The sequence below is a fragment of the Rhodococcus sp. AD45-ID genome (assembly GCF_003023755.1).
Taxonomy (GTDB): domain Bacteria; phylum Actinomycetota; class Actinomycetes; order Mycobacteriales; family Mycobacteriaceae; genus Rhodococcus_F; species Rhodococcus_F globerula.
In genome coordinates, this window is sequence record NZ_PYHL01000001.1 from 363,105 (window position 1) to 387,760 (window position 24,656).

Annotated in this window: 24 protein-coding genes and 1 riboswitch; of the genes, 11 read left to right on the forward strand and 13 right to left on the reverse strand. The window is 62.7% G+C overall.

Annotation, left to right across the window (positions count from 1 at the left end):
* Positions 1 to 35: 35 nt before the first annotated feature.
* A complete protein-coding gene (locus tag C7T36_RS01580; RefSeq protein WP_106939680.1) occupies positions 36 to 1,004 on the reverse strand; it encodes a C40 family peptidase in 969 nt (322 codons plus the stop codon).
* 425 nt (positions 1,005 to 1,429) lie between these two features.
* Positions 1,430 to 2,005 (reverse strand): C40 family peptidase, encoded by a 576-nt coding sequence (locus C7T36_RS01585; RefSeq protein ID WP_033231024.1) that lies wholly within the window; start codon positions 2,003 to 2,005, stop codon positions 1,430 to 1,432.
* 14 nt (positions 2,006 to 2,019) lie between these two features.
* Positions 2,020 to 2,197, reverse strand: a riboswitch (cyclic di-AMP (ydaO/yuaA leader).
* Positions 2,198 to 2,721: 524 nt separating this feature from the next.
* On the opposite strand from C7T36_RS01585, the gene C7T36_RS01590 reads away from it, so the two are divergent.
* Positions 2,722 to 4,503 (forward strand): DEDD exonuclease domain-containing protein, encoded by a 1,782-nt coding sequence (locus tag C7T36_RS01590; protein ID WP_375128076.1) that lies wholly within the window; start codon positions 2,722 to 2,724, stop codon positions 4,501 to 4,503.
* Positions 4,504 to 4,543: 40 nt separating this feature from the next.
* Entirely contained in the window at positions 4,544 to 4,819 is a 276-nt protein-coding gene (locus C7T36_RS01595) for an Lrp/AsnC family transcriptional regulator (RefSeq protein WP_033231456.1), read from the forward strand.
* A gap of 16 nt (positions 4,820 to 4,835) precedes the next feature.
* Here C7T36_RS01595 and trpD read toward each other — a convergent pair whose 3' ends face one another.
* Positions 4,836 to 5,927 carry an anthranilate phosphoribosyltransferase gene (gene trpD / locus C7T36_RS01600; protein ID WP_033231025.1) on the reverse strand — a complete coding sequence of 364 codons (1,092 nt, stop codon included), beginning with the start codon at positions 5,925 to 5,927 and terminating at the stop codon, positions 4,836 to 4,838.
* 109 nt (positions 5,928 to 6,036) lie between these two features.
* Positions 6,037 to 6,525: a hypothetical protein gene (locus C7T36_RS01605; protein ID WP_045070322.1), complete on the reverse strand. Its 489-nt coding sequence runs from the start codon at positions 6,523 to 6,525 to the stop codon at positions 6,037 to 6,039.
* Positions 6,526 to 6,653: 128 nt separating this feature from the next.
* On the opposite strand from C7T36_RS01605, the gene C7T36_RS01610 reads away from it, so the two are divergent.
* From C7T36_RS01610 to C7T36_RS01625, 4 genes are all read left to right on the forward strand, one after another.
* Entirely contained in the window at positions 6,654 to 7,268 is a 615-nt protein-coding gene (locus C7T36_RS01610; protein ID WP_033231027.1) for a heme-copper oxidase subunit III, read from the forward strand.
* A 63-nt stretch (positions 7,269 to 7,331) separates the two neighbouring features.
* Positions 7,332 to 8,183 (forward strand): cytochrome c, encoded by an 852-nt coding sequence (locus C7T36_RS01615; protein WP_080711563.1) that lies wholly within the window; start codon positions 7,332 to 7,334, stop codon positions 8,181 to 8,183.
* Positions 8,180 to 9,322: a ubiquinol-cytochrome c reductase iron-sulfur subunit gene (locus C7T36_RS01620; RefSeq protein ID WP_033231028.1), complete on the forward strand. Its 1,143-nt coding sequence runs from the start codon at positions 8,180 to 8,182 to the stop codon at positions 9,320 to 9,322. Before C7T36_RS01615 ends, C7T36_RS01620 begins: the two co-directional genes overlap by 4 nt.
* A gap of 59 nt (positions 9,323 to 9,381) precedes the next feature.
* On the forward strand, positions 9,382 to 11,004 hold the full coding sequence (locus C7T36_RS01625) for a cytochrome bc complex cytochrome b subunit (RefSeq protein ID WP_204369004.1): 1,623 nt from the start codon (positions 9,382 to 9,384) through the stop codon (positions 11,002 to 11,004).
* 83 nt (positions 11,005 to 11,087) lie between these two features.
* On the opposite strand, the gene C7T36_RS01630 is transcribed toward C7T36_RS01625, so the two are convergent.
* The 4 genes from C7T36_RS01630 to C7T36_RS01645 all read right to left on the reverse strand — a co-directional run bounded on the left by C7T36_RS01630 (position 11,088) and on the right by C7T36_RS01645 (position 13,997).
* Positions 11,088 to 12,062 carry a hypothetical protein gene (locus C7T36_RS01630; protein ID WP_033231030.1) on the reverse strand — a complete coding sequence of 325 codons (975 nt, stop codon included), beginning with the start codon at positions 12,060 to 12,062 and terminating at the stop codon, positions 11,088 to 11,090.
* The gene (locus C7T36_RS01635) at positions 12,059 to 12,367 is read right to left on the reverse strand and encodes an antibiotic biosynthesis monooxygenase (RefSeq protein WP_045070324.1); all 309 of its coding nucleotides are present in this window, start codon (positions 12,365 to 12,367) and stop codon (positions 12,059 to 12,061) included. Before C7T36_RS01635 ends, C7T36_RS01630 begins: the two co-directional genes overlap by 4 nt.
* Positions 12,368 to 12,476: 109 nt before the next feature.
* A complete protein-coding gene (locus C7T36_RS01640; protein WP_033231032.1) occupies positions 12,477 to 12,893 on the reverse strand; it encodes a cytochrome c oxidase subunit 4 in 417 nt (138 codons plus the stop codon).
* A gap of 39 nt (positions 12,894 to 12,932) precedes the next feature.
* Positions 12,933 to 13,997 carry a cytochrome c oxidase subunit II gene (locus C7T36_RS01645; RefSeq protein WP_033231033.1) on the reverse strand — a complete coding sequence of 355 codons (1,065 nt, stop codon included), beginning with the start codon at positions 13,995 to 13,997 and terminating at the stop codon, positions 12,933 to 12,935.
* A gap of 321 nt (positions 13,998 to 14,318) precedes the next feature.
* Between C7T36_RS01645 and asnB the strand changes: the two genes are divergently transcribed.
* Positions 14,319 to 16,244 carry an asparagine synthase (glutamine-hydrolyzing) gene (asnB, locus tag C7T36_RS01650; RefSeq protein WP_045070326.1) on the forward strand — a complete coding sequence of 642 codons (1,926 nt, stop codon included), beginning with the start codon at positions 14,319 to 14,321 and terminating at the stop codon, positions 16,242 to 16,244.
* Positions 16,245 to 16,312: 68 nt separating this feature from the next.
* On the opposite strand, the gene C7T36_RS01655 is transcribed toward asnB, so the two are convergent.
* From C7T36_RS01655 to C7T36_RS01665, 3 genes are all read right to left on the reverse strand, one after another.
* The gene (locus C7T36_RS01655; protein WP_033231035.1) at positions 16,313 to 17,287 is read right to left on the reverse strand and encodes a carbohydrate kinase family protein; all 975 of its coding nucleotides are present in this window, start codon (positions 17,285 to 17,287) and stop codon (positions 16,313 to 16,315) included.
* A gap of 118 nt (positions 17,288 to 17,405) precedes the next feature.
* Positions 17,406 to 17,756 (reverse strand): iron-sulfur cluster assembly accessory protein, encoded by a 351-nt coding sequence (locus C7T36_RS01660; protein ID WP_033231036.1) that lies wholly within the window; start codon positions 17,754 to 17,756, stop codon positions 17,406 to 17,408.
* A gap of 143 nt (positions 17,757 to 17,899) precedes the next feature.
* Positions 17,900 to 18,961, reverse strand: a complete 1,062-nt coding sequence (locus C7T36_RS01665) for a glycerate kinase (protein WP_045070328.1) — start codon at positions 18,959 to 18,961, stop codon at positions 17,900 to 17,902.
* Between the two features lie 101 nt (positions 18,962 to 19,062).
* Here C7T36_RS01665 and C7T36_RS01670 point away from each other — a divergent pair, with 101 nt between their 5' ends.
* Genes C7T36_RS01670 through C7T36_RS01685 form a run of 4 tightly spaced genes read left to right on the forward strand, consistent with a single transcriptional unit; the run spans position 19,063 to position 22,229 of the window.
* Complete coding sequence (locus C7T36_RS01670; RefSeq protein ID WP_045070330.1) at positions 19,063 to 19,719, forward strand: DUF3043 domain-containing protein; 657 nt, start codon at positions 19,063 to 19,065, stop codon at positions 19,717 to 19,719.
* Positions 19,720 to 19,721: 2 nt separating this feature from the next.
* The gene (cobU, locus tag C7T36_RS01675; RefSeq protein ID WP_033231039.1) at positions 19,722 to 20,273 is read left to right on the forward strand and encodes a bifunctional adenosylcobinamide kinase/adenosylcobinamide-phosphate guanylyltransferase; all 552 of its coding nucleotides are present in this window, start codon (positions 19,722 to 19,724) and stop codon (positions 20,271 to 20,273) included.
* Between the two features lie 31 nt (positions 20,274 to 20,304).
* Positions 20,305 to 21,459, forward strand: a complete 1,155-nt coding sequence (cobT, locus tag C7T36_RS01680) for a nicotinate-nucleotide--dimethylbenzimidazole phosphoribosyltransferase (protein ID WP_045070332.1) — start codon at positions 20,305 to 20,307, stop codon at positions 21,457 to 21,459.
* A 2-nt stretch (positions 21,460 to 21,461) separates the two neighbouring features.
* Entirely contained in the window at positions 21,462 to 22,229 is a 768-nt protein-coding gene (locus tag C7T36_RS01685; protein WP_033231040.1) for an adenosylcobinamide-GDP ribazoletransferase, read from the forward strand.
* Between the two features lie 91 nt (positions 22,230 to 22,320).
* Here C7T36_RS01685 and C7T36_RS01690 read toward each other — a convergent pair whose 3' ends face one another.
* Positions 22,321 to 23,424 carry a branched-chain amino acid aminotransferase gene (locus C7T36_RS01690; protein ID WP_033231041.1) on the reverse strand — a complete coding sequence of 368 codons (1,104 nt, stop codon included), beginning with the start codon at positions 23,422 to 23,424 and terminating at the stop codon, positions 22,321 to 22,323.
* Between the two features lie 32 nt (positions 23,425 to 23,456).
* Entirely contained in the window at positions 23,457 to 24,557 is a 1,101-nt protein-coding gene (gene gcvT / locus C7T36_RS01695; protein WP_045070334.1) for a glycine cleavage system aminomethyltransferase GcvT, read from the reverse strand.
* Positions 24,558 to 24,656: the final 99 nt, after the last annotated feature.

The following is a 24,656-nucleotide window of genomic DNA, read 5'->3' on the forward strand; positions in this document are numbered from 1 at the left end:
TCGCAGCGGCCGAGCCACTTGTGACGATGCGCTGGTCAGTAACGGCGAGCAGTCGAGAACTGCATCCCTGCCATCGACTCGACCTTCACCGGTACGCCGAACGTCGACGCGTGGAGGATGTTGCCATCGCCGGCGTAGATACCGACATGCGAATTGTCGCTGTAGAACGTGACGATGTCGCCCGGCTGCAACTGGTCACGGGATATCGGCGTACCACCCGCTGCCTGCGCCTGGCTGGACCGCGGCAGTGTTTTACCGATTTGTTTGTACGACCACACGACGAGCCCGGAGCAATCGAACTCGTTGGGCCCGGTAGCTCCCCAAACGTATGGGTCGCCGATGCGGGTCAAACCAGCCTGTAGTGCCGCGGTGCCCGACCCTGGAGTCAGATTAGCCAGAATTTTGCTGGCGTCGACACCCTCTGGAAATGTCGACCCACTCAATTGCACGCGTTCGGCTTCGGTCAGATCGTCGAACGCCTTGGTCACCTCGGCAACCTGAGCCTGAAGTTCGCTCTGCTTGCGCTGCAGATCGTCGCTCAGCGCCTTCGCCTGATCGGCCGCAACCCGTGCAGCATCCGCGGATTGTTGCGACGAGTCCGCTGCCTGGCGAGCGTCGAGCGTCGCTTCGTTGAACTGGCGGACCTGCACCGCCGCGTCGTTGGAGATGACATCGAGTGCAGACATCTGATCGAGCAGCTGCTGCGGTGAATCGCTGACCATCAAGGCAAAGAGCCGATTGGTCCGCGCGCCCTGATAATTGGCCGTAGCAATTCGATTCACAGCCGGCGCAACCTCGGCGACCTTGGCCTTTGCCACGTCGTAGCGTCCCTGATCCTCGACAAGTCGAGCTTCAGCGTCGAGCTGCACGGACGTCTTTGCATCGAGATCGATCTGCGCGTTGTGCAAAGCCTCGTTGGTCTGCTCGGACACTCGGGCGAGTTCGCCGAGCTTCTCGAGCGCCTCGGTGGGATTCGTGATCACCGGGTCGGCGGCCGCCGGCATCGATGGCAACGCGACAAGCCCAACTGCCAATACGCCTGTTGTGAGCGCGATGCGGACCCGGCTGTACTTTCTCGATGAAAACGATCTAGATGAAACCACGGAACGCGACTCTCCGTCTCAGTTTTTGTGATGCCTGCCGATGCCCGTCAGGATCTGTTAGCTGGATGTCAACTACCCACACTACCTGCCGGCGGCACCTAATGTCTCGATAAGGTTACGGAATGGCATACGTTTGTGTCTACTCGTCGGTAGGTGTAACGGGAGCGAAGCGAGTGTGAACCCCTCGGAACGCCCGGAACTCACCCGGATAAACAGATGTGGGCCTCGAATCAGTTGATTCGAGGCCCACATCTGCACAGAGTGGAACTGCCCCTTTTCCAGTGGATCAGGTCGACCTTCACAGGTACCCGATCGGTGACACCGGATCAGAAGCGGCGAGCACCGTCGTACGGCATGGACGACACGGGTGCCAGCTTCACGGGCTGACCCGCGGTCGAAGCATGGATGACATTTCCGTTGCCCGCGTAGATGCCCGAGTGCGATCCGCCGTAGAAGGAGATGACGTCGCCGACGCGGAGATCGGACTGTGCAACTGCGACACCGGCTGCAGCCTGGTCGTAGCTCGTGCGGGGGATGTTGAGGCCGGCCTGCTTGTAAGCCCACTGGATCAGACCGGAGCAGTCGAACGCGTCCGGGCCTGCCGCGCCGTACACGTACGGGGCGCCCAGCTTGCTCTCTGCGGCGCGAACAGCCTGCTCACCAAGGGTGGAGATGGGAGCGGCGGGTGCAGCCTGTGCAATCGGCGCAAACGCGGGGTTGTCCGTGACACCGGGGATAACGGGAAGTTCGGGGATCGAGACGCCCGGGATGTCGAACGTACCGACACCGGGGATGGTGATGGGGTCTGCCGAGGCAGGCGCAGCGGTTGTAGCAAAGGCTCCGGCTGCAAGTGCGCCGGCGACAACCAGTGTTGCCGAACGCTTCAAACTTTGTGACGCCACTTAAGGGGTGCTCCATTTCTTCCATTCGTCCGCCGACCGAGTTAGCTGACGGGTTCGGGCTGGGAAGATCAGCCCTACCCGCATGGTCCGTAGCGATGACGCTGGCTACGCCCCAGGCGGGATTCACCCCAGTGAAACTTGGGTTCCCGGTTCGGGTTCCTCGCGGAGATCCCGATTAGGCGGTTCCTGACGAAGCCGGTCCTTTGTGGCCCGGCAAGACTTCGTTAGGTCTCAGGAAGATTACGAAATGATCGCGGCGATGTCGACCGCATCGCCAATTTCGCGTGCGATTCATCCGAATTTCCGCGCAGTCGCGCTCGATACGCCAAAACGGTCACAGCGGGATAACGATACGTCCGGTTTCCGTAACGTCGTGAACCATTTCTCGTGAGTCGACCCGATTCGATCCGGCCCGGCAATCCGTGACTTACCCCAGATCAGCACCAGTTACGTACCGGTAGGCCCCTTTTCACCCGAGGTGGATTACGAGTCGGCACACGCCAGGCAACGCAGCCAGATCCACTCCACCCGAGTGCGACACCGAAGGCGCCGACGCACGTTGAAAATCGCCCAACTGTGACGCTCGTCTCTTTTAGGTCACGGGCGACCAAATGCCGGGGTGCGTGCGATGCCCGTTAGTCCCGAATTCAACTTCTCTTGGTCCTCGCGCCGAAGCGACCGATTCCTGTCGGCCCCTCCCTCTACTGTCTTGCGCTGTGAGTCATGCCGACGCTGTCAAGGCCGCCGTTGACGCCGATCCGGATATCGGCCGTCAACTGTCGTTCGACGAGCTGGACACTCCGCTCAGCGAGACGACGTTTGTAGTCGTCGACCTCGAGACCACCGGCGGAAGCGCGGACAACGATTCGATCACCGAGATCGGTGCCGTCAAGATTCGCGGCGGCCAGGTGCTCGGCGAGATGGCAACTCTGGTCGATCCCGGGCGGTCGATCCCGCCGTACATCGTCGAACTGACCGGCATCACCGATGCCATGCTGATCAACGCTCCGCGCATCGATCGCGTTCTACCCGCGTTCCTCGAGTTCGCGAAGGGTTCCGTACTCGTTGCCCACAACGCGCCCTTCGACATCGGATTCCTCAAGGCGGCAGCTTCCCGCACGGCCCGGCCTTGGCCACCGTTCCAGGTTCTCTGCACCGTCAAACTCGCCAGGCGTGTCCTGACCCGCGACGAAGCACCGTCGGTGAAGCTCTCTGCGCTCGCGCATCTGTTCCGCGTCTCCACCCAACCGACGCACCGAGCGCTCGACGACGCCAGAGCCACCGTCGACGTGCTCCACGGCCTGATAGATCGGGTCGGCAACCAAGGCGTACACAGTTACAGCGAGCTGATCGACTATCTCCCCAACATCTCGGCTCATCAACGCGCCAAACGCTCCTTCGCCGCAGACCTCCCCCGAAGGCCGGGCGTCTACCTCTTTCGCGGCCCGTCCGACGAAGCGCTGTACATAGGGACGGCAGTGGACCTGCGCCGCCGCGTCCGGGGCTACTTCACCGGTTCCGAGACGCGTGGGCGCATGAAGGAGATGGTGGCCCTTGCCACCCGGGTCGATCATGTGGAGTGTGCTCACGCCCTGGAGGCCGGAGTACGCGAACTCCGACTCCTCGTGGCACACACTCCGCCGTACAACCGCCGCTCCAAGTTTCCCAAACGCGGATGGTGGATCGTTCTCACGGACGAGGCCTTCCCCCGGCTATCCGTGGTGCGTAGCCCGGCGCCGCACTCGATCGGACCGTTTACGTCCCGCGCGAGCGCGCAGGAGATTGCAGAGACCGTGTGCGAGTTCACCGGGCTGCGTACCTGCACCAAGCGGATACCTCTTGGCGCCGTGCACGGGCCTGCCTGCCCCGCACGCGAACTGGGCTCGTGCCCGGCAGCCCGAGATGACACCGCGGAGCGCTATGCGGTGTCAGTCGCCGACGTTCGGGAGTTCTTCGCCGGCGTGCACGACATGCCGCTTCAACGAATGAAAGCGCGCATCGAGCAACTCGCTGCCACCGCACTGTTCGAGAACGCGGCCAGACTGCGCGACCGAACTGCCGCAGTTGCAGTAGCAGTACGACGCACTCAAAAGCTCGCCGCCGTCGCCGCCATCGATCAGTTGGTACTGGCGCGCCCCGCGCCGGACGGCGGCTGGGAATTGGCCGTGATCCGCGCCGGCAGGCTCGCCTCGGCCGGCCTTGCCCGAGCCGGGACTCACCCGATGCCCGTGGTCGACGCCCTCGTCGCATCGGCCGAAACCGCACTTCCCGACAACACACCGCTGCGCGGAGCGCCCCCGGAGGAACTGGCGCTCGTCGTCCGCTGGCTCGGATCGGACGGAATCAGGATCGTCTCCGCTACATCGGGCTACACCGAGCCGGCGTGCGGCGCGGGGCGGTGGGAAGACTGGTGCCACCTCGCCAAGGCTGGAAACGAATCCGAGCGTGCAGAGAACCATCGTGATGCCTGGAATGGGCGCGGCGACGCGAGGACATAAGCTCGACCACAGCACAGCACCGCGCAACCAGAGGAGCGACATGATCAATGCGATCGTCATGATTCACGCCGAATCGGCCCGAATCCCGGAGACCGCTCAGGCCGTCGCCGACATCCCCGGAGTCAGCGAGGTGTACTCCTGCGCAGGGGACGTCGACCTGATCGCGGTAGTCCGGGTCCGTGACCACGCCCAGATCGCAGAGGTCATCACCGGCCGGATCAACAAGGTTCCCGGAGTGACGCGAACCGCCACTCACATTGCGTTCCAGTCCTTCTCCAGCGCCGACGTCGAAGCTGGGTTCTCGCTCGGCGAATGACTCTCAGGCGCCTCGGTCAGGCGCCTTCGGTCAGCGCGGTGGTGAGCGACGCCCACCTCCGCAGCAGTTCCGCAGCTGCGCCGCTGTCGATTGCGACAGCGGCCGAGGCCATTCCCGCGGCAATCGCACCTTCCAGGTCGTCACCGACTCCGTTGAAGGCCGCGATCGCCGCGCCCGCGTTGAGTAGCACCGCGTCCCGGACGGGGCCAGGCTGACCGGACAGCAGGGTGCGCGCGACCTGAGCGTTCACGTCCGCGTCGCCGCCTCGCAATTCGTCCAGTGGTACCCGAGCGATACCCAGATCTCGCGGATCCAGTGTGACGGTTCGAACCGCTCCGTCGGCAACGATGTACACCGTCGACGTCGTGGATGTCGTCAGTTCGTCGAGTCCGTCGTCGCCGCGAACGACCAATGCCGAATTACCGCGCTGCGCAAGAACTCCCGCAACAACGGAGATCAGCTTCGGGAAGGCACACCCGATCAATCCGGCACGCGGCCGAGCTGGATTGGTCAAGGGACCGAGCACGTTGAAGGCCGTCGGGATGCCGATTTCCTTCCGTGGCACTGCCGCAAATCGCAGGGCCGGGTGAAATACGGGCGCAAAGCAGAAACCGATTCCGACCTCGTCTACGCACCGAGCCACGTCTTCCGGGCCCAGATTGATCCGAACACCCAGTGCTTCGAGCACATCGGCGCCGCCACTCTTCGACGATGCTGCCCGGTTGCCGTGCTTGACCACTCGAATTCCCGAGGCGGCCACCACAATCGAAGCCATGGTCGAGATGTTGACGGTGTTGGAGCGGTCGCCGCCGGTTCCGACGATGTCGACCACATCGGAATCGACCGGCACCGCCTTAGCGTGTTCGAGCATCGCGTCGGCAAGGCCCTGCAACTCTGCGGGTGTCTCGCCCTTCATCTTCAACCCGACACCAAAGGCGGCGATCTGCGCCGAACTTGCGTTGTCGGACATGATTTCGCTCATCGCCCAACGGGAATCGTCGCTCGACAAATCGGAACCATCGGTGAGCTGACCGAGAATCATCGGCCAGGACCGCACGACACCGCTCGAATCGGAGTTCACAGCGTTGGTTGCGTCGGTGCCGGCCATCTACTTCGGTCCCCTATGTTCAGTCGAAATGTTCAGTCGAATCAAATCGCGATGTATCTGACATACGTAGCGTAGTCAGTCACCGTGCGGCAGTCGCGAATCGGTCCGCTCACACTGATCGTCGGCCCTTGCCCGGGCCTGACTGCGCCGCATCCCCCGGCTGCAGCGCGTCCCATCCCGCGACTGACCCACCCAACCGTTGAGCCAAACCTGCCATCCGCGATCGCTCCTGCGAGCAGTGCAGCGCGTCCAGAAGCTGGACGCGTTCGAACACCACCCGAACCACACCGTTGCCATCGCTCGACGCGCTATGCGCGGCTGTCACCGAGCGCCGATATCCGTCCTGAGCGACGATCGACTCGGCCTCTCCGAGTGCCGCCTCCGGAAGGTCGAGATGGTGGCGCAGCACCGCCTCCGAATCCGGTCGCCAACGAGGCGGCGCGGAGGCCCCTCGCTCCAAAGCGGTCGAGCACGATTCCACGTCGTCGAAACCTTCGACGACGATCTCGAGGTCGGCTCTCGACGGATCCAGCGGAGGCGAAACTTTTCTGCTGAAAATTCTCAGGTACCAACGTCTACTCTGGTGTGTAGCTGCCATCGCGTCAGCATATTCAAAGTGTCGCCACCTGCGCGTACGCCGACCGAAATCGCGAACTCGAGCCTTACGACGCGCCGATGACGGACCCGAGTGGCCGTCTCTTACGACGAAGCGTCATACTTCTGTCTGTGACGAGCGCAGTAGGGACTTCAGGATCGGCAATCACCCAACGCGTGCACTCGCTGAACCGGCCGAATATGGTCAGCGTTGGCACCATCGTGTGGTTGTCCAGTGAGCTCATGTTTTTCGCAGGGCTCTTCGCCATGTACTTCGTGGCACGGGCGCAGGCACCGGAGGGCAATTGGCCGCCGGAGCCTACCGAATTGAACCTTTATTTGGCTGTACCGGTGACGTTGGTGCTGATCGCATCCTCATTCACCTGCCAGATGGGCGTGTTCGCGGCCGAGCGGGGCGACGTCTTCGGACTTCGACGTTGGTACACCATCACTTTGGTCATGGGGGCGTTCTTCGTCGCCGGCCAGGGCTACGAGTACTACCACCTCGTGCATGAGGGCACCACAATCGCCAGCAGTGTCTACGGCTCGGTGTTCTACATGACCACCGGTTTCCACGGCATGCACGTCATCGGCGGTCTCATCGCCTTCGTTTTCTTGATCGCACGCACCCGAGTCAGCAAGTTCACGCCGGCTCAGGCAACCGCAGCGATCGTCGTTTCGTATTACTGGCACTTCGTTGACATCGTGTGGATCGCGCTGTTCGCAACGATTTATTTCATCCGTTAATCAGCTGAACGCCACAGGCAGCCCCTGACGTCCAGTCCGTCCCGACATACCAAAGGGATACAGATGAGTTCATCCCCCCCTCCCACATCCGATACAACAGCGACCGCCGCGAAGACGCGTCGCCAGCGGAAGATCCGCCGGCGTGTCACCGGAGCGCTCGTACTGATGATGGGATTGATCAGCGCAGGTTTCCTCGCCTCGGCACTGACACCCGCTCCGCAGGTCGCTACTGCAAGCGACGATTCAGCCGCGCTTATCCGTGAAGGCAAGCAGTTGTACGACACGTCGTGCATCACGTGCCACGGAGCCAACCTTCAGGGTGTCGCGGACCGCGGTCCCAGCCTGATCGGTGTCGGCGAGGCGGCAGTGTACTTCCAGGTTTCGACCGGTCGTATGCCTGCAGCACGCAACGAGGCACAGGCTCAGCGCAAGGACCCCAAGTTCGACGCTGCACAGACCGATGCCCTGGGTGCTTTCATCCAGGCCAACGGTGGCGGCCCGACGCTCATTCGTGACGAGAACGGCGAAATCGCTCAGTCCTCGCTTCGCGGTGGCGACATCGGCCGAGGCAGCGAACTGTTCCGCCTGAACTGCGCGTCTTGCCACAACTTCACCGGCCGCGGTGGCGCACTGTCCTCGGGCAAGTACGCACCGGTCCTGGACCCCGCCAACGAGCAGCAGATCTATGCCGCTATGGTCACCGGCCCCCAGAACATGCCGAAGTTCTCCGATCGTCAGCTCTCGATCGAGGAAAAGAAAGACATCATCGCCTACGTGAAGTCGTCCGGAGAGGCCAAGAACCCCGGTGGTTACGGTCTCGGCGGCATCGGTCCGGCCTCTGAAGGTCTCTTCATGTGGGCCGCCGGAATCGTCGCTGTCGTTGGTGCAGCATTGTGGATCGGAGCAAGGTCATGAGCGACGCTGGCCAGCAGGGCGGCGATACGCCAAAGAAGTACACGGATGAGGAACTCGAAGCGATGACTCGCGACGAGTTGGTCACCCTCGGCACCAATCTCGACGGCGTCGACGTTGTCTACCGTCGCGACCGCTGGGCCGTCGAAGGCACCAAGGCAGAGAAGCGCGCCGAGCGGAATGTTGCGTTCTGGTTCGGCCTCGCCGGCGTCTCGGCGATCGCATTCATCGCGATCTACTTGTTCTGGCCCTGGCAGTACGCCGGCGCCGGTGACGAGAACTACGGCAAGTACAGCCTGTACACACCGTTGATCGGTCTGACCATGGGTCTCGCGATCCTCGGTGTCGGAATCGGTGCGGTCCAGTTCACCAAGAAGTTCATCCCCGAAGAGGTGTCCATCCAGGACCGCCACGACGGTGGATCCGCTGAGGTTGACCGCCGGACGATCGTCGCCGAACTCAGTGACACGTTGGAGACGTCCACCTTCCCCCGCCGCAAGGCCATCAAGCGCAGCTTGATGTTCGGTGGTGGCGCACTCGGCGTCATGATGATCATGCCTCTCGGCGGCCTCATCAAGAACCCGTGGGCCAAGGGCGACGAATCTCCGCTCTGGGTGTCCGGCTGGACCCCGAACTACCCCGGCGAGACCATCTACCTTCGTCGTGACACCGGACGCCCCGAGGACATCGTTCTCGTCCGCCCGGAGGACCTCGACGCCGGCTCCATGGAAACGGTCTTCCCGTTCCGTGAATCCGATCGTGGTGACGAGCACGCGTTGCTCGCTGCGCTGCGCGGTATCCGCAACTCGGTCATGCTCATCCGTCTGCGTACGGAAGACACCGAGCGGGTCACCAAGCGCAAGGGCCAGGAGAGCTTCAACTACGGCGATTACTTCGCCTACTCGAAGATCTGCACGCACCTTGGTTGCCCCACCTCGCTCTACGAACAGCAGAGCAACCGTATTCTCTGCCCCTGCCACCAGTCGCAGTTCGATGCACTGCAGTACGGCAAGCCGATTTTCGGTCCCGCTGCTCGCGCACTTCCGCAGTTGCCTATTACAGTGAACGAAGAGGGCTTCCTAGTCGCCGACGGTGACTTCATCGAAGCACTCGGCCCGGCATTTTGGGAGCGTCGACCGTGACCACAACCACCACAAAACCGACAAAGATCGCCGCTGCTGCAGCAGGTCAAGCGGAGGCGATGGACTCGCGCTACCACCTCGCAGCGGGTATGCGTCGTCAGATCAACAAGGTCTTCCCGACGCACTGGTCCTTCATGCTCGGCGAGATCGCGCTGTACAGCTTCCTGATCCTGCTCATCTCAGGTGTGTTCCTGACGCTGTTCTTCGATCCGTCGATGGCGCACGTCACCTACCAGGGCGCATACCAGCCTCTTCGTGGTGTGACGATGTCACGCGCATACGAGACCACCCTGAACATCTCGTTCGAGGTTCGCGGCGGTCTCTTCGTACGCCAGATTCACCACTGGGCCGCATTGATGTTCGCCGCGTCGATCATCGTGCACCTCGCACGTATCTTCTTCACCGGTGCGTTCCGACGCCCGCGTGAAGCTAACTGGGTCATCGGCTGCTTGCTGCTGGTCCTGGCGATGTTCGAAGGCTTCTTCGGTTACACCATTCCTGACGACCTGCTCTCCGGCACCGGCCTCCGCGCCGCGTTCGGTGGTATCACGATGAGTATCCCGGTGGTAGGCACCTGGATGCACTGGATGATCTTCGACGGTGACTTCCCCGGCGACCTCATCATCCCGCGTCTCTACGTCGCTCACGTGTTGCTCTTCCCTGGCATCATCCTCGCGCTGATCGCCGGCCACCTCGCGCTGGTCTGGTACCAGAAGCACACGCAGTTCCCCGGCCCCGGCCGTACCGAAGAGAACGTCGTCGGCGTTCGTATTCTTCCGGTCTTCGCCATGAAGGGTGGCGCATTCTTCGCCATCACGTTCGGCGTGCTTGCACTGCTCGGTGGTCTGTTCCAGATCAACCCCGTGTGGAACATCGGTCCGTACAACCCATCTCAGGTCTCCGCTGGTTCTCAGCCTGACATTTACATGATGTGGACGGACGGACTCGCACGACTGTGGCCCGCCTGGGAGATCTACCTGTTCGACCGGTACACGATCCCCGCAGTGTTTGCCGTCGCCCTGATCATGGGCCTCGTCTTCGCCATGCTGTTCGCGTACCCGTGGATCGAGAAGCGCCTCACCGGAGACGACGCTCACCACAACATCCTGCAGCGTCCCCGCGACGTTCCGGTTCGTACCGCAATCGGTGCAATGGCTATCGCGTTCTACGCGGTCCTGACGATCTCGTGCATCAACGACATCATCGCGTACCACCTGCATATCTCGTTGAACGCAATGACGTGGATCGGCCGCATCGGCATGATCGTGCTTCCGCCGCTCGCGTACTTCGTGACGTACCGCTTCTGCATCGGCTTGCAGCGCAGTGACCGTGCAGTGCTCGAGCACGGTATCGAAACCGGCATCATCAAGCGGATGCCGAACGGCCAGTACATCGAAATCCACCAGCCGCTCGGACCCGTCGACGATCACGGTCACCCGATCCCCCTCGAGTACCAGGGTGCAGCTGTTCCGAAGAAGATGAACAAGCTCGGCCTGGCCGGCAAGCCCGGCACCGGCAGCCTCACCAAGGCAGACCCGGTGGAGGAGAGCGCAGCTCTCGAAGCCGCACAGCATGCCGGTGAGCATGAGCAGCTTCAGATTCTGCTCGACTACCAGAACCGCATCCACGGCAATGGCAGTGGCAACGGCAAGGCCGACGATTCCACTGGAGAACTCCACTAGATCGTCAGCAGCAACACGAAAAAGACGCGGTCGCCGCAACACTCTCGAAAGAGAGGTTGCGGCGACCGTGTCTTTTTCGTGCGCTAGTGTCCGCGCGAGGCGCTCCAGGCAGCGCCGAGTGAGAATTGACTGGACACACCGTAATGACGCATGGCGTCGGCGACCCGACGCCTGCCCGTCCTAGGAGTCAATCCCAGGGCAATTGATGCGGATTCCATCGTCAAGCCTGAATTCATCAGTTTCAATATCGGATCCCACGGGTTCTCCCACGAATGACCGTGGTCAGCGACCGGTACTGCTTCCTCCCACACCCGGTGGTAGATCCAAGTCATGATGCCCGCCAGTGTCGGGGACTGGATGGACATCATGCTGCTCGGCCACGCTTCTCCCCAAGTGAAGGGGATTCCGACACTCGTGTGATCGAGTATCCAGAAGAAACTCGGTGGATTCGGGTGCATCCGAACTTGGGAGCCTGCGTTGATTTCATGCGTGATCTGATTGCGCCCCAACTCGGTGTTCGCGTCGACTGTGCTGACGATCAGACGGATGTCGTGGTTGGGACCACCGTTTTCCTCCCAGTACGAGCCCGGCTTCTTCTCGGCCAGCACCGTGTACAGAGGCACTGTGTCAGGCATACATGCGTACGACGCGACGGGCTTCGAACGTGAAGCCTGAATTTTGTACATGTCCGGGGCGGCAAACGGCCCGTGCATCACGTCGATGGGCAGACCGTGGACATCGGAGTCACCGTGCTCCCAGGCCTGCAACAACTTGGGAAGCGATTGGAGTATCCCTTGTGTCCTGGCAATACCGGACTCGAGGTCGTGCGCCACACCGGCCAGGATGTGCTGCGTGACATCGGCGACGGTGGCGTCGGGGCGTCGGTAGGTGATGACGCCGTCTGCGACAGAAAGGAATCCGAACTCTTCGAGCCGCGCCACTGTCTTTTCGGTCGTATCCATCGAACCGCCCGTCACTTCGGCAAGCTCGGCGACGCTCTCGATCCGACCACGTAAGGCGATGTCGAGGAATTCTGCCAGTTCGGTAGTTCGGTTCATGTCGGGGACCCTTCCTCGACCACCGTCTCGTAGTGCTCGGCAACCGGGAAAGGGTCGTAGAAGTGATGGAGAAGCTCGCGCCACCGCTGGTAGCCGTCGGACTGCCGGAAGCCCACCGTGTGCGCTTCGAGGCTCTCCCACTCCACGAGCAGTAGGTACTGCTGCGGCGATTCCATGCAGTGCGAGAGATGCAGACGGATAAAGCCGGGCACCGCGGAGATGATGGACTTTGCTGTACCGAACGCCTTCTCGAATTCTTCGGACAGAGCCGGATCAACGTGGAGCAGTGCATGTTCGAGGATCATGTGTCGAGTGTCGCAGAGGACGACGCGGTCTCTTGCGCTCCCCCGCCCCAACGCAAGAGGCGCCGAACCCCGCGAAGGGTTCGGCGCCTCTTTGTCGAGAGCGTTTGTGCTAGTGCTTCTCAGGTCCGACGTGGTACTCGAACACCAGACCGGCTGCGGTCGCGATGATGAGGACAACTCCAACCACGATCATCCAGGGCTGGAAGTACGCCAGTGACACCGCGGCAATGGCAGCCGAAGCAGCCAGCAGCATGGGCCAGAAGCTACCGGGGCTGAAGAAGCCCAACTCGCCTGAACCATCCGAGATTTCAGCGTCGTCGTAGTCCTCGGGACGAGTGTCCAGACGACGGGCGACAAAGCGGAAGTAGGTTCCGACGATGAGCGTCAGGCCCGCAGACAGAACGATGGCCGTGAGTCCGGCCCACTCGATTCCCGTACGGGACAGAGCGGTGAACACACCGTAGATGATCGCGACGAGGATGAAAAACAGCGTCAGGATCTCGAAGAGCTTGGCTTCGATCTTCATATCAGCACTTGTCCTTGTTCAGTGAGGAGGCTGGCCGGCTCAGTTGCCTGCGGTGGCGACTGTTGCCTGACGGTACTCGCGGTCGGTGTTGAACGGCGTGGTCGACGTAGCCACCGGCGACTGACCGATTGCCGACAATGCCTCAGCGGTGCTGAGACCGCCGTTGCCCTGATCGTCACCCTTGCGCAGTTCGATGTACTTGGCGAAGTCCTCGGGCGAAACCGCACGGACCTCGAAGTTCATCATCGCGTGGAACGTGCCGCACATTTCGGCGCAGCGCCCGACAAATGCGCCTTCCTTCTCGATCTCACTGATCTGGAAGATGTTGTCGGAGTGGTTTTCCTTGGGGTTCGGCATCACGTCGCGCTTGAACAGGAACTCGGGAACCCAGAACGCGTGAATCACGTCGGAGGAGGCCAGTTCGAACTGGATGCGCTTACCGGTCGGAAGAACGAGAATCGGGATCTCGGAGCTGGTTCCGACGGTCTCGATCTTGTCGTAGTGCAGGTAGCTCAGATCCTGGACGCTGTTTCCGTGGATCGGGCCGGGAACCTCTTCGCCGTGGGCGTCGACAGTCGCGCCCTCGGCCTTGGCTGCCTCTTCGGCTTCGAGATCGATGCCGTTGTACTTGGCGGTACCGTCACCGAACTCGATGGAGCGGTAACCGAACTTCCAGTTCCACTGGAACGCAGTGACGTCGACGACGACGTCCGGGTTCTCCGTGCGCTCGAGAACATGGTTCTGGACGACAACGGTGAAGTAGAACAGAACCGCGATGATCACAAACGGAACTGCCGTGTAACCGAGTTCGAGCGGCACGTTGTATGCCGTCTGACGCGGGAACTCCGGTGAGTCCTTCTTCTTACGGTGGAAGATAACTGCCCAGAAGACCAGTCCCCACACCAGCACACCCATGAAGAGGGCGGCGACAACCGACCACGTCCACAGTTCTCGCATGCGCGTCGCTTCAGGAGTGATGCCCGAGGGCCACCCGAAACGAAGCACTTCATTGTCGATGGAGCAACCCGACAGCAGCAAGGCAGCAATGCCCAAAGATACTGCCAGCCCAGCTCGCCGAAGGATCCGACCTTGCGCCACGTTCACGCCTTCCTGATCGCCGCAAAATTCAACTAGGGCACCTCGAATGGAAGGCCCAATTACTACGCAGCGTAGACCAAAGGTGGGCGGTATCCATCCCCGGGTCCTTCACCGTGTCGCGTCGGACGTCACACAAATCTCTCAGGCGCAGCTCAGGAACAGGTCAGGCATCGTCAGCGACCTACATCACTGCGATTCGTTCGTCTGTGATCGGCGCAGAGACGGATCTGCGGCATACTTTCCAGGAAGAGTTCGTTGACCTCTCCCCGATGCTTACGTCCGGGAGCCTTCTGCAATAAAAAATTCTGAATCGAGGAACCGGACGCTGTGTGTGGACTGCTCGGGCTACTGACATCTGGCGGAACCAGCGACGACGCCGTCGCACAGGTCGACCAGGCACTGCACTGCCTGCGTCACCGCGGACCCGACGAACAGGGGACGTGGCACGACGACCATCTCGTGTTCGGTTTCAATCGGTTGTCGATCATCGACATCGCGCACTCGCATCAGCCGCTGCGCTGGGGCCCGCCGGAGAATCCGGAGCGTTATGCCCTGACGTTCAACGGTGAGATCTACAACTACCTCGAGATCCGCGCGGAGCTCGCGAAGGATCACGACGCGAAGTTCTTCACCGAAGGCGACTCCGAAGCCATCGTCGCCGCGTTCCACTACTGGGGCGAGGACGCGGTACGACGCCTTCGCGGAATGTTTGCATTCGCGATCTGGGATACCGATACGCGCGAGCTGTTCATCGCTCGCGACCCCTTCGGCATCAAGCCGCTGTTCATCGCGACAGGCACCGGCGGCACGGCGTTCGGCAGTGAGAAGAAGAGCCTGCTCGAGTTGACCGATCTGATCGGAATCGGCACCGAATTGGATCCGCGTGCGATCGAGCACTACACGGTCCTGCAGTACGTTCCGGAGCCGGAAACGCTGCACAAGGAGATTCGTCGGCTCGAATCCGGCAGTTTCGCGCGGGTGCGTCCGGGTGAGCAGCCGCAGATCACGCGATACTTCACGCCCAAGTTCCCGGCCAAGCCGTTTGCGCCGGGCACGGAGAAGGCTCGCTACCAGGAAATCGCCGAGGCGCTCGAGGACTCCGTCGCCAAGCACATGCGTGCCGACGTGACCGTCGGTTCGTTCCTGTCCGGCGGTATCGACTCCACCGCGATCGCCGCGCTGGCCATGCGCCACAACCCGAACCTCATAACCTTCACCACCGGTTTCGAGCGCGAGGGCTACTCGGAGGTCGACGTGGCGGCCGAGTCGGCCGCCGCGATCGGCGCGAAGCACATCGTGAAGGTGGTCTCCCCCGCCGAGTTCGCTGCCGCGATCCCCGAAATCGTCTGGTATCTCGACGACCCCGTCGCGGACCCCGCGTTGATCCCCCTGTGGTTCATCGCGAAGGAAGCGCGCAAGCACGTCAAGGTAGTACTGTCCGGCGAGGGCGCGGACGAACTGTTCGGCGGATACACGATCTACCGTGAACCGTTGTCGCTGAAGCCTTTCGAGTACCTCCCCAAGGGATTGCGCCGGGCGGCCGGCAAGTTGTCCGAGCGAATCCCGGATGGCACGCGCGGCAAGAGCCTGCTCAACCGCGGTTCGCTGACCCTCGAAGAGCGGTACTACGGCAACGCGCGCAGCTTCAACGACGCCCAGTTGCGCGCCGTTCTGCGCGATTTCCGCCCGGAGTGGACGCATCAGGACGTCACCGCGCCGATCTACGCGCAGTCTCGCGATTGGGATCCAGTTGCCCGTATGCAGCACCTGGACCTGTTCACCTGGCTTCGCGGCGACATCCTCGTCAAGGCTGACAAGGTCACGATGGCGAACTCACTCGAACTGCGAGTGCCGTTCCTCGACAACGAGGTGTTCGACGTCGCGTCGCGGGTGCCGTTGGATCAGAAGATCACCAAGGACACCACGAAGTACGCGCTGCGTCAGGCCCTCGAAGGCATTGTGCCGCATCATGTTCTGCATCGCGCGAAGCTCGGATTCCCCGTACCGCTGCGCCACTGGCTGCGCGGAACCGAACTGTTCGACTGGGCACATCTGCAGATTGCCGAGTCCGGCACCGATCACATCTTCGACAAGGCAGCGGTCGTGAAGATGCTCAACGACCACCGCGACGGCGTTTCCGATCACAGCCGTCGTCTGTGGACCGTGCTGACCTTCATGGTGTGGCACGGAATCTTCGTGGAGAAGCGGATTGTTCCGCAGATCCAGGAACCGGTGTACCCGGTCAACATCTAGGGCCTTCGGCCCTGTGCGCCTTTCTGGTAGTTCGCACTACCAGAAAGGCGCACAGGGGGCGTAGCCCCCTAGGGAAGAATCGTCGCGATCTCGTCTGCGGCGGCGCTGCCGTAGGCGTCGGTGAGACGCTTGAGCGCCTCGTCGCGATTGAAGACCCACTCCTGCGTTCCGACGGTCTCGAGGACCAGCACAGCCACGAGTGAACCCAGCTGCGCGGCGCGCTCGAAGCTCAGACCCGCACCGTGGGCAAGCAGGAAGCCTGCACGGAAGGCGTCGCCGACACCAGTCGGATCAACCTTGCCGGTTTCGGGCACCACGTCGACGCGTACCCAATTACCCTCGGCGTCAACGATTTCGACGCCCTTCGAGCCGAGCGTCGTGACGCGGATACCCACCTGTGCGCGAATCTCCTCCTCGCTCAGGCCCGTCTTCTGCTGGAGGAGTCCCCACTCGTATTCGTTGGTGAAGAGATACTTGGCACCGTGGATGAGTGCCTTGGCTTCCTCTCCCGACAGGCGTGCAAGCTGCTGCGACGGATCCGCGGCAAACGGAATTCCGAGCTCGCGGCATTCGTCGGTGTGGCGGACCATCGCCTCGGGATCGTTTGCACCGATCAATACCAGATCGAGGGCACCGGCCGTCTTGGCTACCGACGCGAGATCGATTTCACGGGCTTCGCTCATCGCTCCGGGGTAGAACGAGGCGATCTGGGCCATGTCCTCGTCCGTGGTGCACACAAAACGCGCAGTGTGCGCCTTGTCGGAGATCCGGACCGCGCTGCAATCGACGCCGTTGTCCTCGAGCCAGGTGCGGTACTCGGCGAAGTCGGCGCCCACCGCGCCGACCAGCAGCGGCGATCCACCGAGAACACCCATCGCGTACGCGATGTTTCCACCGACTCCACCGCGACGAATCACGAGGTCGTCCACCAGGAAGCTGAGCGAGATATGCGCAAGCTGGTCGGCGAGCAGCTGATCCGCGAAGCGGCCGGGGAAACGCATCAGATGGTCGGTGGCAATGGAACCGGTTACCGCAATAGTCACGGATCGAGGCCTTTCAGCGAAAGTGAGTGGACGTTGAATGAAGAATTCATACAACTGACGCGGAACCGATTACCGGTTCCGCGTCAGTTGTTATGTCTGAAATTGTGATCGACTCGACTCAGTTGAACGAGTCGCCGCAGGCGCATGAGCCCGTGGCGTTGGGGTTGTCGATCGAGAAGCCCTGCTGCTCGATGGTGTCGAGGAAGTCGATGGATGCACCTTCGACGTACGGGGCACTCATCCGGTCGACAACCAGGTTGACGCCGTTGAAGTTGACGGTGAGGTCGCCGTCGAGGCTCCGGTCGTCGAAGAACAGCTGGTACTTCAGTCCGGCACAGCCGCCCGGCTGCACTGCAATACGCAGTGCGAGGTCGTCGCGACCTTCCTGATCGAAGAGTGCCTTCGCCTTCGCGGACGCGGACTCGGTCATCGTGACGCCGTGGGTGGCGGTCTCGTTCTGCACAGTCATGGGCTCTCCCTAATGTTCATACCAACCCGTGAACGCTTCAACGGTACGCCTCTGCCGACTTATTCCCGCCAGTTCACTACCGTGTGCGATTCGTCTTCATCCTAACCTTTCCACGCCCGTCGGCAACGACGCCTCGGCAGCGTTCACCCGCGTCGCCAGATGCTCCACTCGCGCGCTGTCTCTTCGGCCAGTCCGCGCAGGTGGATCGATGCGTCGCGCATGGCGTCCTCGATCGATCCGGCGAAGTCGGTGACGGATTCCGCGCCGACTATCCCGAACCTCTCGTAGTCGGACGCCGAGAGTTCGACCTGACCGGCCAGAACAAGCGTCGGGACGCCGTACGACGCACTTGCGGCGGCGAGGGATGTGACCAGTTTCCCGCGCAGTGACTGACTGTCGAATTTTCCTTCGCCGGTGATGACCAGGTCGGCGGCCTCGAGAAGTTCCGCCTGACGTGTCCGCTCCGCCACCACTTCCGCACCGGAGCGGCGGTCCCCGCCCAGAGCGAAGAGCGCGGCGCCGATTCCTCCGGCCGCGCCCGCACCGGGCAACTCCGCCACGGATCGGCCGGCTCCACTCCCCAGAGTCGACGCCCACTCCCGGTTCCGTTGTTCCAGGATCTCGACAGCACTTCCGTCTGCTCCTTTTTGCGGTCCGAATACCCCGGCCGCGCCGATCTCGCCCAATAGTGGGTTCTCGACGTCGGTGGCAGCGACCAGTTCGACGCCTCGGAGTGCGGCGCGGGCAGACTGCACCCCGCCCAATGCGTCGACAAGCCCGCGTCCACCGTCTGTGCAACAACTCCCACCGAGGCCGATCACGATCTTCGTCGCACCCGCGTCCAGAGCTGCGACGATCAAGTCTCCGACACCGCGACTGTGCGCCGTGAGCGCGCTCTCCCTGGTTGGCGGGCCTGCAAGTAGGGCAAGTCCACAGGCCTGAGCGGACTCGATGTATGCGGTGTCCGAGTCGAGGAGCCAACGAGCATCAACCGGAGTCGCCAGTGGGCCCGAGACATGCGCATTCCGGATCTCACCACCAGAAACTGCCAGCGCATCGACAAATCCGGGGCCACCGTCGGACTGTGGTGCGCAGATGATCTCGTCGCCGGATCGCGCCCGTCCCCAACCGTCGGAAATCGCGTGTGCGGCGGCGGTAGCAGTCAAGGTGTCACCGAAGGAGTCAGGAGCAACAATTACCCGCATGGGCGAAGTGTAGGGGCGGTCGGTGTCGCCGATGTTTCACAATCAGCAGAAATACCGAGGTCGGTTTCCCAGAGGACGCACTTATCCAATAGCCTGGAGGGGTGAAATTGCTACGCCGCGGTGACTCAGACAACTCCGACAAAAATGACGTCGAGGTCACTGAGGCGTCCTCAGCCTCTGACGAGGCGTCCACCGAGCAGGTGGGCAAGGGTCGCCCCACACCCAAGCGTCGCGACGCCGAAGCCAAGAAGCGCGGACCGGTCGCGCCCGCTCCGCTGACGTCCAAGGAAGCCCGCGCACGCCGAAAAGCGACACGCGGCTCCAAGGAGGAGCGCAAAGTCGAAGCTGCCGAGCGCCGTGCGTCGTCGGCAGACCGTCGCGCGCGCATGCTCGCCGGTGAGGACAAGTACCTCCTCCCCCGCGACAAGGGACCCGTCCGCGCGTACGTTCGCGATTTCATCGACGCCCGCCGCAACCTCGTCGGCCTGTTCATGCCACTGGCCCTCGTCCTGATCATGACGATGTTCGTGACGCCGCAGCTGCAGGCGATTGTCACGCTCGCCATGCTCGTGATGATGCTGTTCATGGTCGGTGAAGGCATCTGGCTCGGACGCATGATCAACAACCGCGTCGCGGAGCGCTTCCCCGAGAGCACCGACGGAGGGTTCAAGCTCGGCTGGTACGCGTTTGTCCGCGCGTCGCAGATCCGCAAACTTCGCGCACCGAAGCCTCGCGTGGGACCCGGCGACGCAATCTGAGCGTGTCGAACCCTGTCAGAACTCTGGTCCTCGGCGGCGCGCGGTCTGGTAAGTCCGCGCACGCCGAGGCTTTGTTTTCTCCCGGATCGCCGGTTCGCTACGTCGCCACAGCCCGGCGCGACCACACCGACACCGACTGGGAAAGCCGCATCGACCAGCACCGCGTCCGGCGACCGGCGCACTGGTCGACCGTCGAAACTGCAGCTGATGGCGATCTCGAGCGCACGCTCCGCAACGACAATTCGACGGATACCCTGGTCGATGATCTCGGTACCTGGCTGACCGGCGAGTTCGATCGACGCGGTGCCTGGGATGCACCGCGCGGCACCATCACGCCCGCGGTCGATGCGCTGATCAAGAGTGTGCGCGACTACCGCGGATCACTGGTCCTGGTCAGCCCGGAAGTCGGCTTGGCAGTCATTCCGGAAACCCGATCGGGCCGGTTGTTCCGCGACGAAATCGGCTCGCTCAATGCCCGCGTCGCAGCGGTGTGCGATCGTGTTGTGCTGGTGGTCGCAGGACTACCACTCGTCTTGAAAGAGCCCTCAGCGTGAAAATTACTGTTGCACAACCGGAAGGCACGAAGTGAGCACCGAAGCGAACTCCACCAGTAGCGCGGCTGTCAGTAGCGCGGCTGTCAGTAACGCGGAGTTCGAGCCGGTTACTCCGCCGGATCGCGACGTTCGGGCTCTCGCCGATGCTCGCCAGCTCGACCTCACCAAGCCCGCCGGATCGCTTGGCCGGCTGGAAGCACTGGCCGGCTGGGCTGCAGCCTGCCAAGGTGTTTGTCCCCCACATGCTTTCGCCCGTCCCCGCGTGGTCGTGTTCGCGGGCGACCACGGCATCGCCCGCAACGGCGTATCTGCCTATCCACCTGAAGTTACCGCGCAGATGGTTGCCAACTTCCTCGGCGGCGGCGCAGCGGTGAACGTACTCGCCGAGGTTGCCGGCGCAACCGTGCGCGTTGTCGACATCGCGGTGGAAGTGGATACCGATCCTGCGGTCTCGAACTACAAGGTGCGCCGTTCCTCCGGTTCGATCGATCGCGAAGACGCCCTCACCCATGAGGAAACTCTGCAGGCCATCGCAGCCGGCCGAGCTATTGCCGACGAGGAAATCGACGGGGGCGCAGACCTTCTCATTGCCGGCGACATGGGTATCGGCAACACGACGCCCGCCACGGTACTGATCGCGGCACTGACAGACACAGAGCCTGTCGCAGCAGTCGGCCGCGGCACCGGCATCGACGACGCAGGCTGGATCCGCAAGACCGCAGCCATCCGCGACGCACTGCGCCGCGCCCGGCCGCACGTCCGCGATACCGTCGCACTGCTACGAACGGTTTCCGGCGCAGATCTTGCCGCGATGGCCGGCTTCCTCGCCCAGGCAGCATCGCGTCGCACTCCCGTCATCCTCGACGGCGTTGTCGTGACCGCTGCGGCCATGGCTGCGGACGAGTTGGCTTTCGGCGCCCGGGACTGGTGGGTGGCCGGACACCGCTCCACCGAACCAGCACACACCATTGCCTTGACGCGCATGGGATTGACCCCGATCGTCGAATTCGACATGCGACTCGGCGAAGGCTCCGGTGCGGTGACAGCGCTGCCGATCCTGCAGGGTGCGGTGGCCATCCTTGCGAAGATGGCTACGTTCAGCGAAGCGGGCGTGAGCACCGAGGGCAGCAAGCCCGCCGCCGAACCCGAGGCGGTCGAGCTCACCAAGACAGACACGGCGGACTGACCGTGGCTGGCGCGCTTTCCGGTGTGCCACTGGCATTTTCCTGGCTGACGGTACTGCCGGTACGCGGTCCGTCGGACATCAACCGCACCGCTGGCCGGCGCGCTATCGCGGCCGCGCCCCTCACCGGGATCGCGCTCGGAGTCTTTGCGGTCGCAATCTTGTGGGGCGCGACCAGTATCGGCCTCAACCCGTACCTAGCGGGCATTGTGACCGTGGGTGCGCTCGCACTGGGAACCCGCGGCATGCACGTCGACGGCCTCACCGATACCGTCGACGGCTTGGGGTGCTACGGCCCCCCTGAGCGTGCACGAGAGGTCATGCACAGTGGCGGCGCGGGGCCGTTCGGGGTGGCCGCGCTGTTCATATTCCTTGGGCTGCAAGCAGTATCGTTCGGCGTTTTGGCTGCAGCGGACTCTCCCACCCAGTGGGCAGGCGTGGTTGTCGCCGTCGCCGCGGGACGAGTTGCCGTCGTTTTTGCCTGCCGCCGAGGGATTCCCGCGTCGAGCACTACCGGATTCGGTGCGCTGGTTGCCGATTCGCAACCGTGGTGGGCGGCTGCCGCCTGGACCGCTCCCCTGCTTGCCGCGTCGGTTCTGGTGACAGACCGATGGTGGCTCGGACCACTTGTCGCCGCCGTTGCGCTACTGATCAGCGTTGTCTGCGTGCGTCATTGCGTCCGCCGGTTCGGTGGCCTCAACGGTGATGTTCTCGGATTTGCACTGGAATTGACGGTCACGATCACTGCCGTCGGGCTAACTCTCGGAATCTGAACGATCGCTGCGCGCGACGAGATTACGGCGTTTCTTCTGCCGTCGTCTCGCCGCGCGAGCAATGAAGTCGTCTCGCCGCGCGAGCAATGAACTAGTGAAGCTTGGTCATCCAGCCGTGGGTGTCGGCAAACGTGCCACGCTGAATGCCGGTGAGGGTGTCGCGCAGCGCCATGGTGACCTCGCCGGGCTCACCGTCGGCGATGGTGAATTCACCCTCGGCGGACTTGACGCGACCGACCGGCGTGATGACTGCCGCTGTGCCGCAAGCGAATACCTCGGTAATCTCGCCGCTCTTGCACTTGGTGCGCCACTCGTCGGTGCTGATCTTGCGCTCTTCGACGGCAAAGCCCGAATCGGCTGCCAGTGTCAGCAGTGAGTTACGGGTGATACCCGGCAACAACGAACCCGAGAGCGACGGAGTGACAAGGCGAGCATCGGGGCCGGAACCGAAGACGAAGAACAGATTCATGCCTCCCATTTCCTCGACATACGTGCGCTCGATGGCGTCGAGCCACACCACCTGGTCGCAGCCTTCGTCAGCAGCCTGAGCCTGGGCCAGGAGTGAAGCTGCGTAGTTGCCTGCGAACTTGGCAGCGCCCGTTCCGCCGGGCGCTGCGCGCACGTATTCAGTGGACAGCCACACACTGACCGGCTTGACGCCACGCGGGAAGTACGCGCCGGCAGGTGATGCGATCAGCAGGTAGCGGTATTCCTTGGCGGGACGCACACCGAGGCCGGCTTCGGTCGAGAACATGAACGGACGCAGGTACAAGGCGTCTTCGCCGCCCGCTGCCGGAACCCACTCGATGTCGACGTCGACCAGCTCGGTGATGGAGTCCACGAACATCTCGGTCGGCAACTCGGGCATCGCGAGGCGACGGGCCGAAGCCCCGAACCGCTCGGCGTTGGCCTCGACGCGGAAGGAGCTGATGTCGCCGCTCGGCTGGCGGTAAGCCTTGAGCCCTTCGAAGATGGCCTGACCGTAGTGCAGGACCATCGCCGCAGGGTCGAGCTCGATGTTTCCATACGGCAACACCTGACCGTTATGCCAGCCCTTACCCTCGGCGTAATCGATGGAGACCATGTGATCGGTGAAGTACTTCCCGAAACCGGGCGCCGCCAAGATGTCGCGGCGCTCGGCGTCGGACTTCGGGGTCGAGCTCTGGACACGAACGAAATTGGCGGCACCAGTCATGGCGGCAATCCTATCGAACGCGCACAATCCCCTTACTTGGTGCTGGTCTCCACAAACGGCGGCGACACGACAACACACCGCAGCGCACGTCCGCGGACGTCGACCTCGATCTCGTCACCGGCCGCGATTCCCACACCGGAATCGAGGAGCGCCAACGCAATTCCGACCTTGAGCGTCGGCGAGAACGTTCCGGACGTGGTCTCCCCGACGGGTTCGCCGTCGCGCAGAACGCTCAGCCCCGCACGCAGCACACCACGATCGAGTGCCTTGATTCCCCACAACTTGCGCGCCGGGCCTGCCGCCTTCTCGTCGACCAGGGTCTCCTTGCCCCAGAACGTGGGCTTCTTCCAGCCGACAGCCCATCCGCAGCGAGCTTCGAGGGGTGAGATTTCGAGCGAAAGCTCATGCCCGTGCAGCGGATAGCCCATTTCGGTACGCAGGGTGTCGCGCGCGCCGAGCCCAGCGGCCTGCCCACCCTGAGCTTCGACAACCTCGAGAAGCGCGCGGAACAGCGGCTCGCTGTCGGCCCAGCGCGGCAGAAGTTCGTAACCGACCTCGCCCGTGTAGCCACTGCGGCACACGCGAACCGGAACACCATTCCACGTAGCGTCCTCGAACGCCATGTACTCGATGTCGGTAGGCAAGCCCAGCGCAGTCAGAACGTCAACCGACTTCGGACCCTGCACGGCCAACACGCCGTATTCACGATGCTGATCTTCGACGGTGATTCCGTCCGGCGCGAGCGCCACCATTGCGGCAACAACATCTGCCGTGTTTGCCGCATTCGGCACGAGGAAGATCTCCTCGTCACTGACGTAGTAGACGATCAAATCGTCGATAACTCCACCGGACTCGTTGCAGCACAAGGTGTATTGCGCCTTGCCCGGACCGATCTTGCCCAAATCGTTGGTCAGCGCCGAGTTCACGAACTCCGCAGCACCGGCACCGCGCACCACGGCCTTGCCCAGGTGACTGACGTCGAACAGGCCGACATTCTCACGGACAGAAGTGTGTTCGGCTACTACGCCGGCGTACGACACCGGCATCTGCCAGCCACCGAACGGGGCAAACGTCGCACCCAGTTCGACGTGCACAGCGTGGATCGGACCCTGCAAGAGTTGTTCGTCGGTCATGGCCCACAACCTATCGGACTTCCGTCACCGAAACATGTTCGCCGCAGACACGCACCGGGGGCTCTGGGCCTACCATCAACTCAGGCGTCCGCCCGAACC

Coding starts and splice junctions, on each gene's coding strand:
- C7T36_RS01665 (WP_045070328.1), bottom strand. CDS start 18,961: ATGCGGGTAATTGTTGCTCCTGACTCCTTCGGTGACACCTTGACTGCT.
- C7T36_RS01690 (WP_033231041.1), bottom strand. CDS start 23,424: ATGACTGGTGCCGCCAATTTCGTTCGTGTCCAGAGCTCGACCCCGAAG.
- C7T36_RS01625 (WP_204369004.1), top strand. CDS start 9,382: ATGGACTCGCGCTACCACCTCGCAGCGGGTATGCGTCGTCAGATCAAC.
- trpD (WP_033231025.1), bottom strand. CDS start 5,927: ATGGCCGGCACCGACGCAACCAACGCTGTGAACTCCGATTCGAGCGGT.
- C7T36_RS01605 (WP_045070322.1), bottom strand. CDS start 6,525: ATGGCAGCTACACACCAGAGTAGACGTTGGTACCTGAGAATTTTCAGC.
- gcvT (WP_045070334.1), bottom strand. CDS start 24,557: ATGACCGACGAACAACTCTTGCAGGGTCCGATCCACGCTGTGCACGTC.
- C7T36_RS01620 (WP_033231028.1), top strand. CDS start 8,180: ATGAGCGACGCTGGCCAGCAGGGCGGCGATACGCCAAAGAAGTACACG.
- C7T36_RS01635 (WP_045070324.1), bottom strand. CDS start 12,367: ATGATCCTCGAACATGCACTGCTCCACGTTGATCCGGCTCTGTCCGAA.
- C7T36_RS01640 (WP_033231032.1), bottom strand. CDS start 12,893: ATGAAGATCGAAGCCAAGCTCTTCGAGATCCTGACGCTGTTTTTCATC.
- C7T36_RS01630 (WP_033231030.1), bottom strand. CDS start 12,062: ATGAACCGAACTACCGAACTGGCAGAATTCCTCGACATCGCCTTACGT.
- C7T36_RS01615 (WP_080711563.1), top strand. CDS start 7,332: ATGAGTTCATCCCCCCCTCCCACATCCGATACAACAGCGACCGCCGCG.
- C7T36_RS01660 (WP_033231036.1), bottom strand. CDS start 17,756: ATGACTGTGCAGAACGAGACCGCCACCCACGGCGTCACGATGACCGAG.
- C7T36_RS01580 (WP_106939680.1), bottom strand. CDS start 1,004: ATGCCGGCGGCCGCCGACCCGGTGATCACGAATCCCACCGAGGCGCTC.
- C7T36_RS01595 (WP_033231456.1), top strand. CDS start 4,544: ATGATCAATGCGATCGTCATGATTCACGCCGAATCGGCCCGAATCCCG.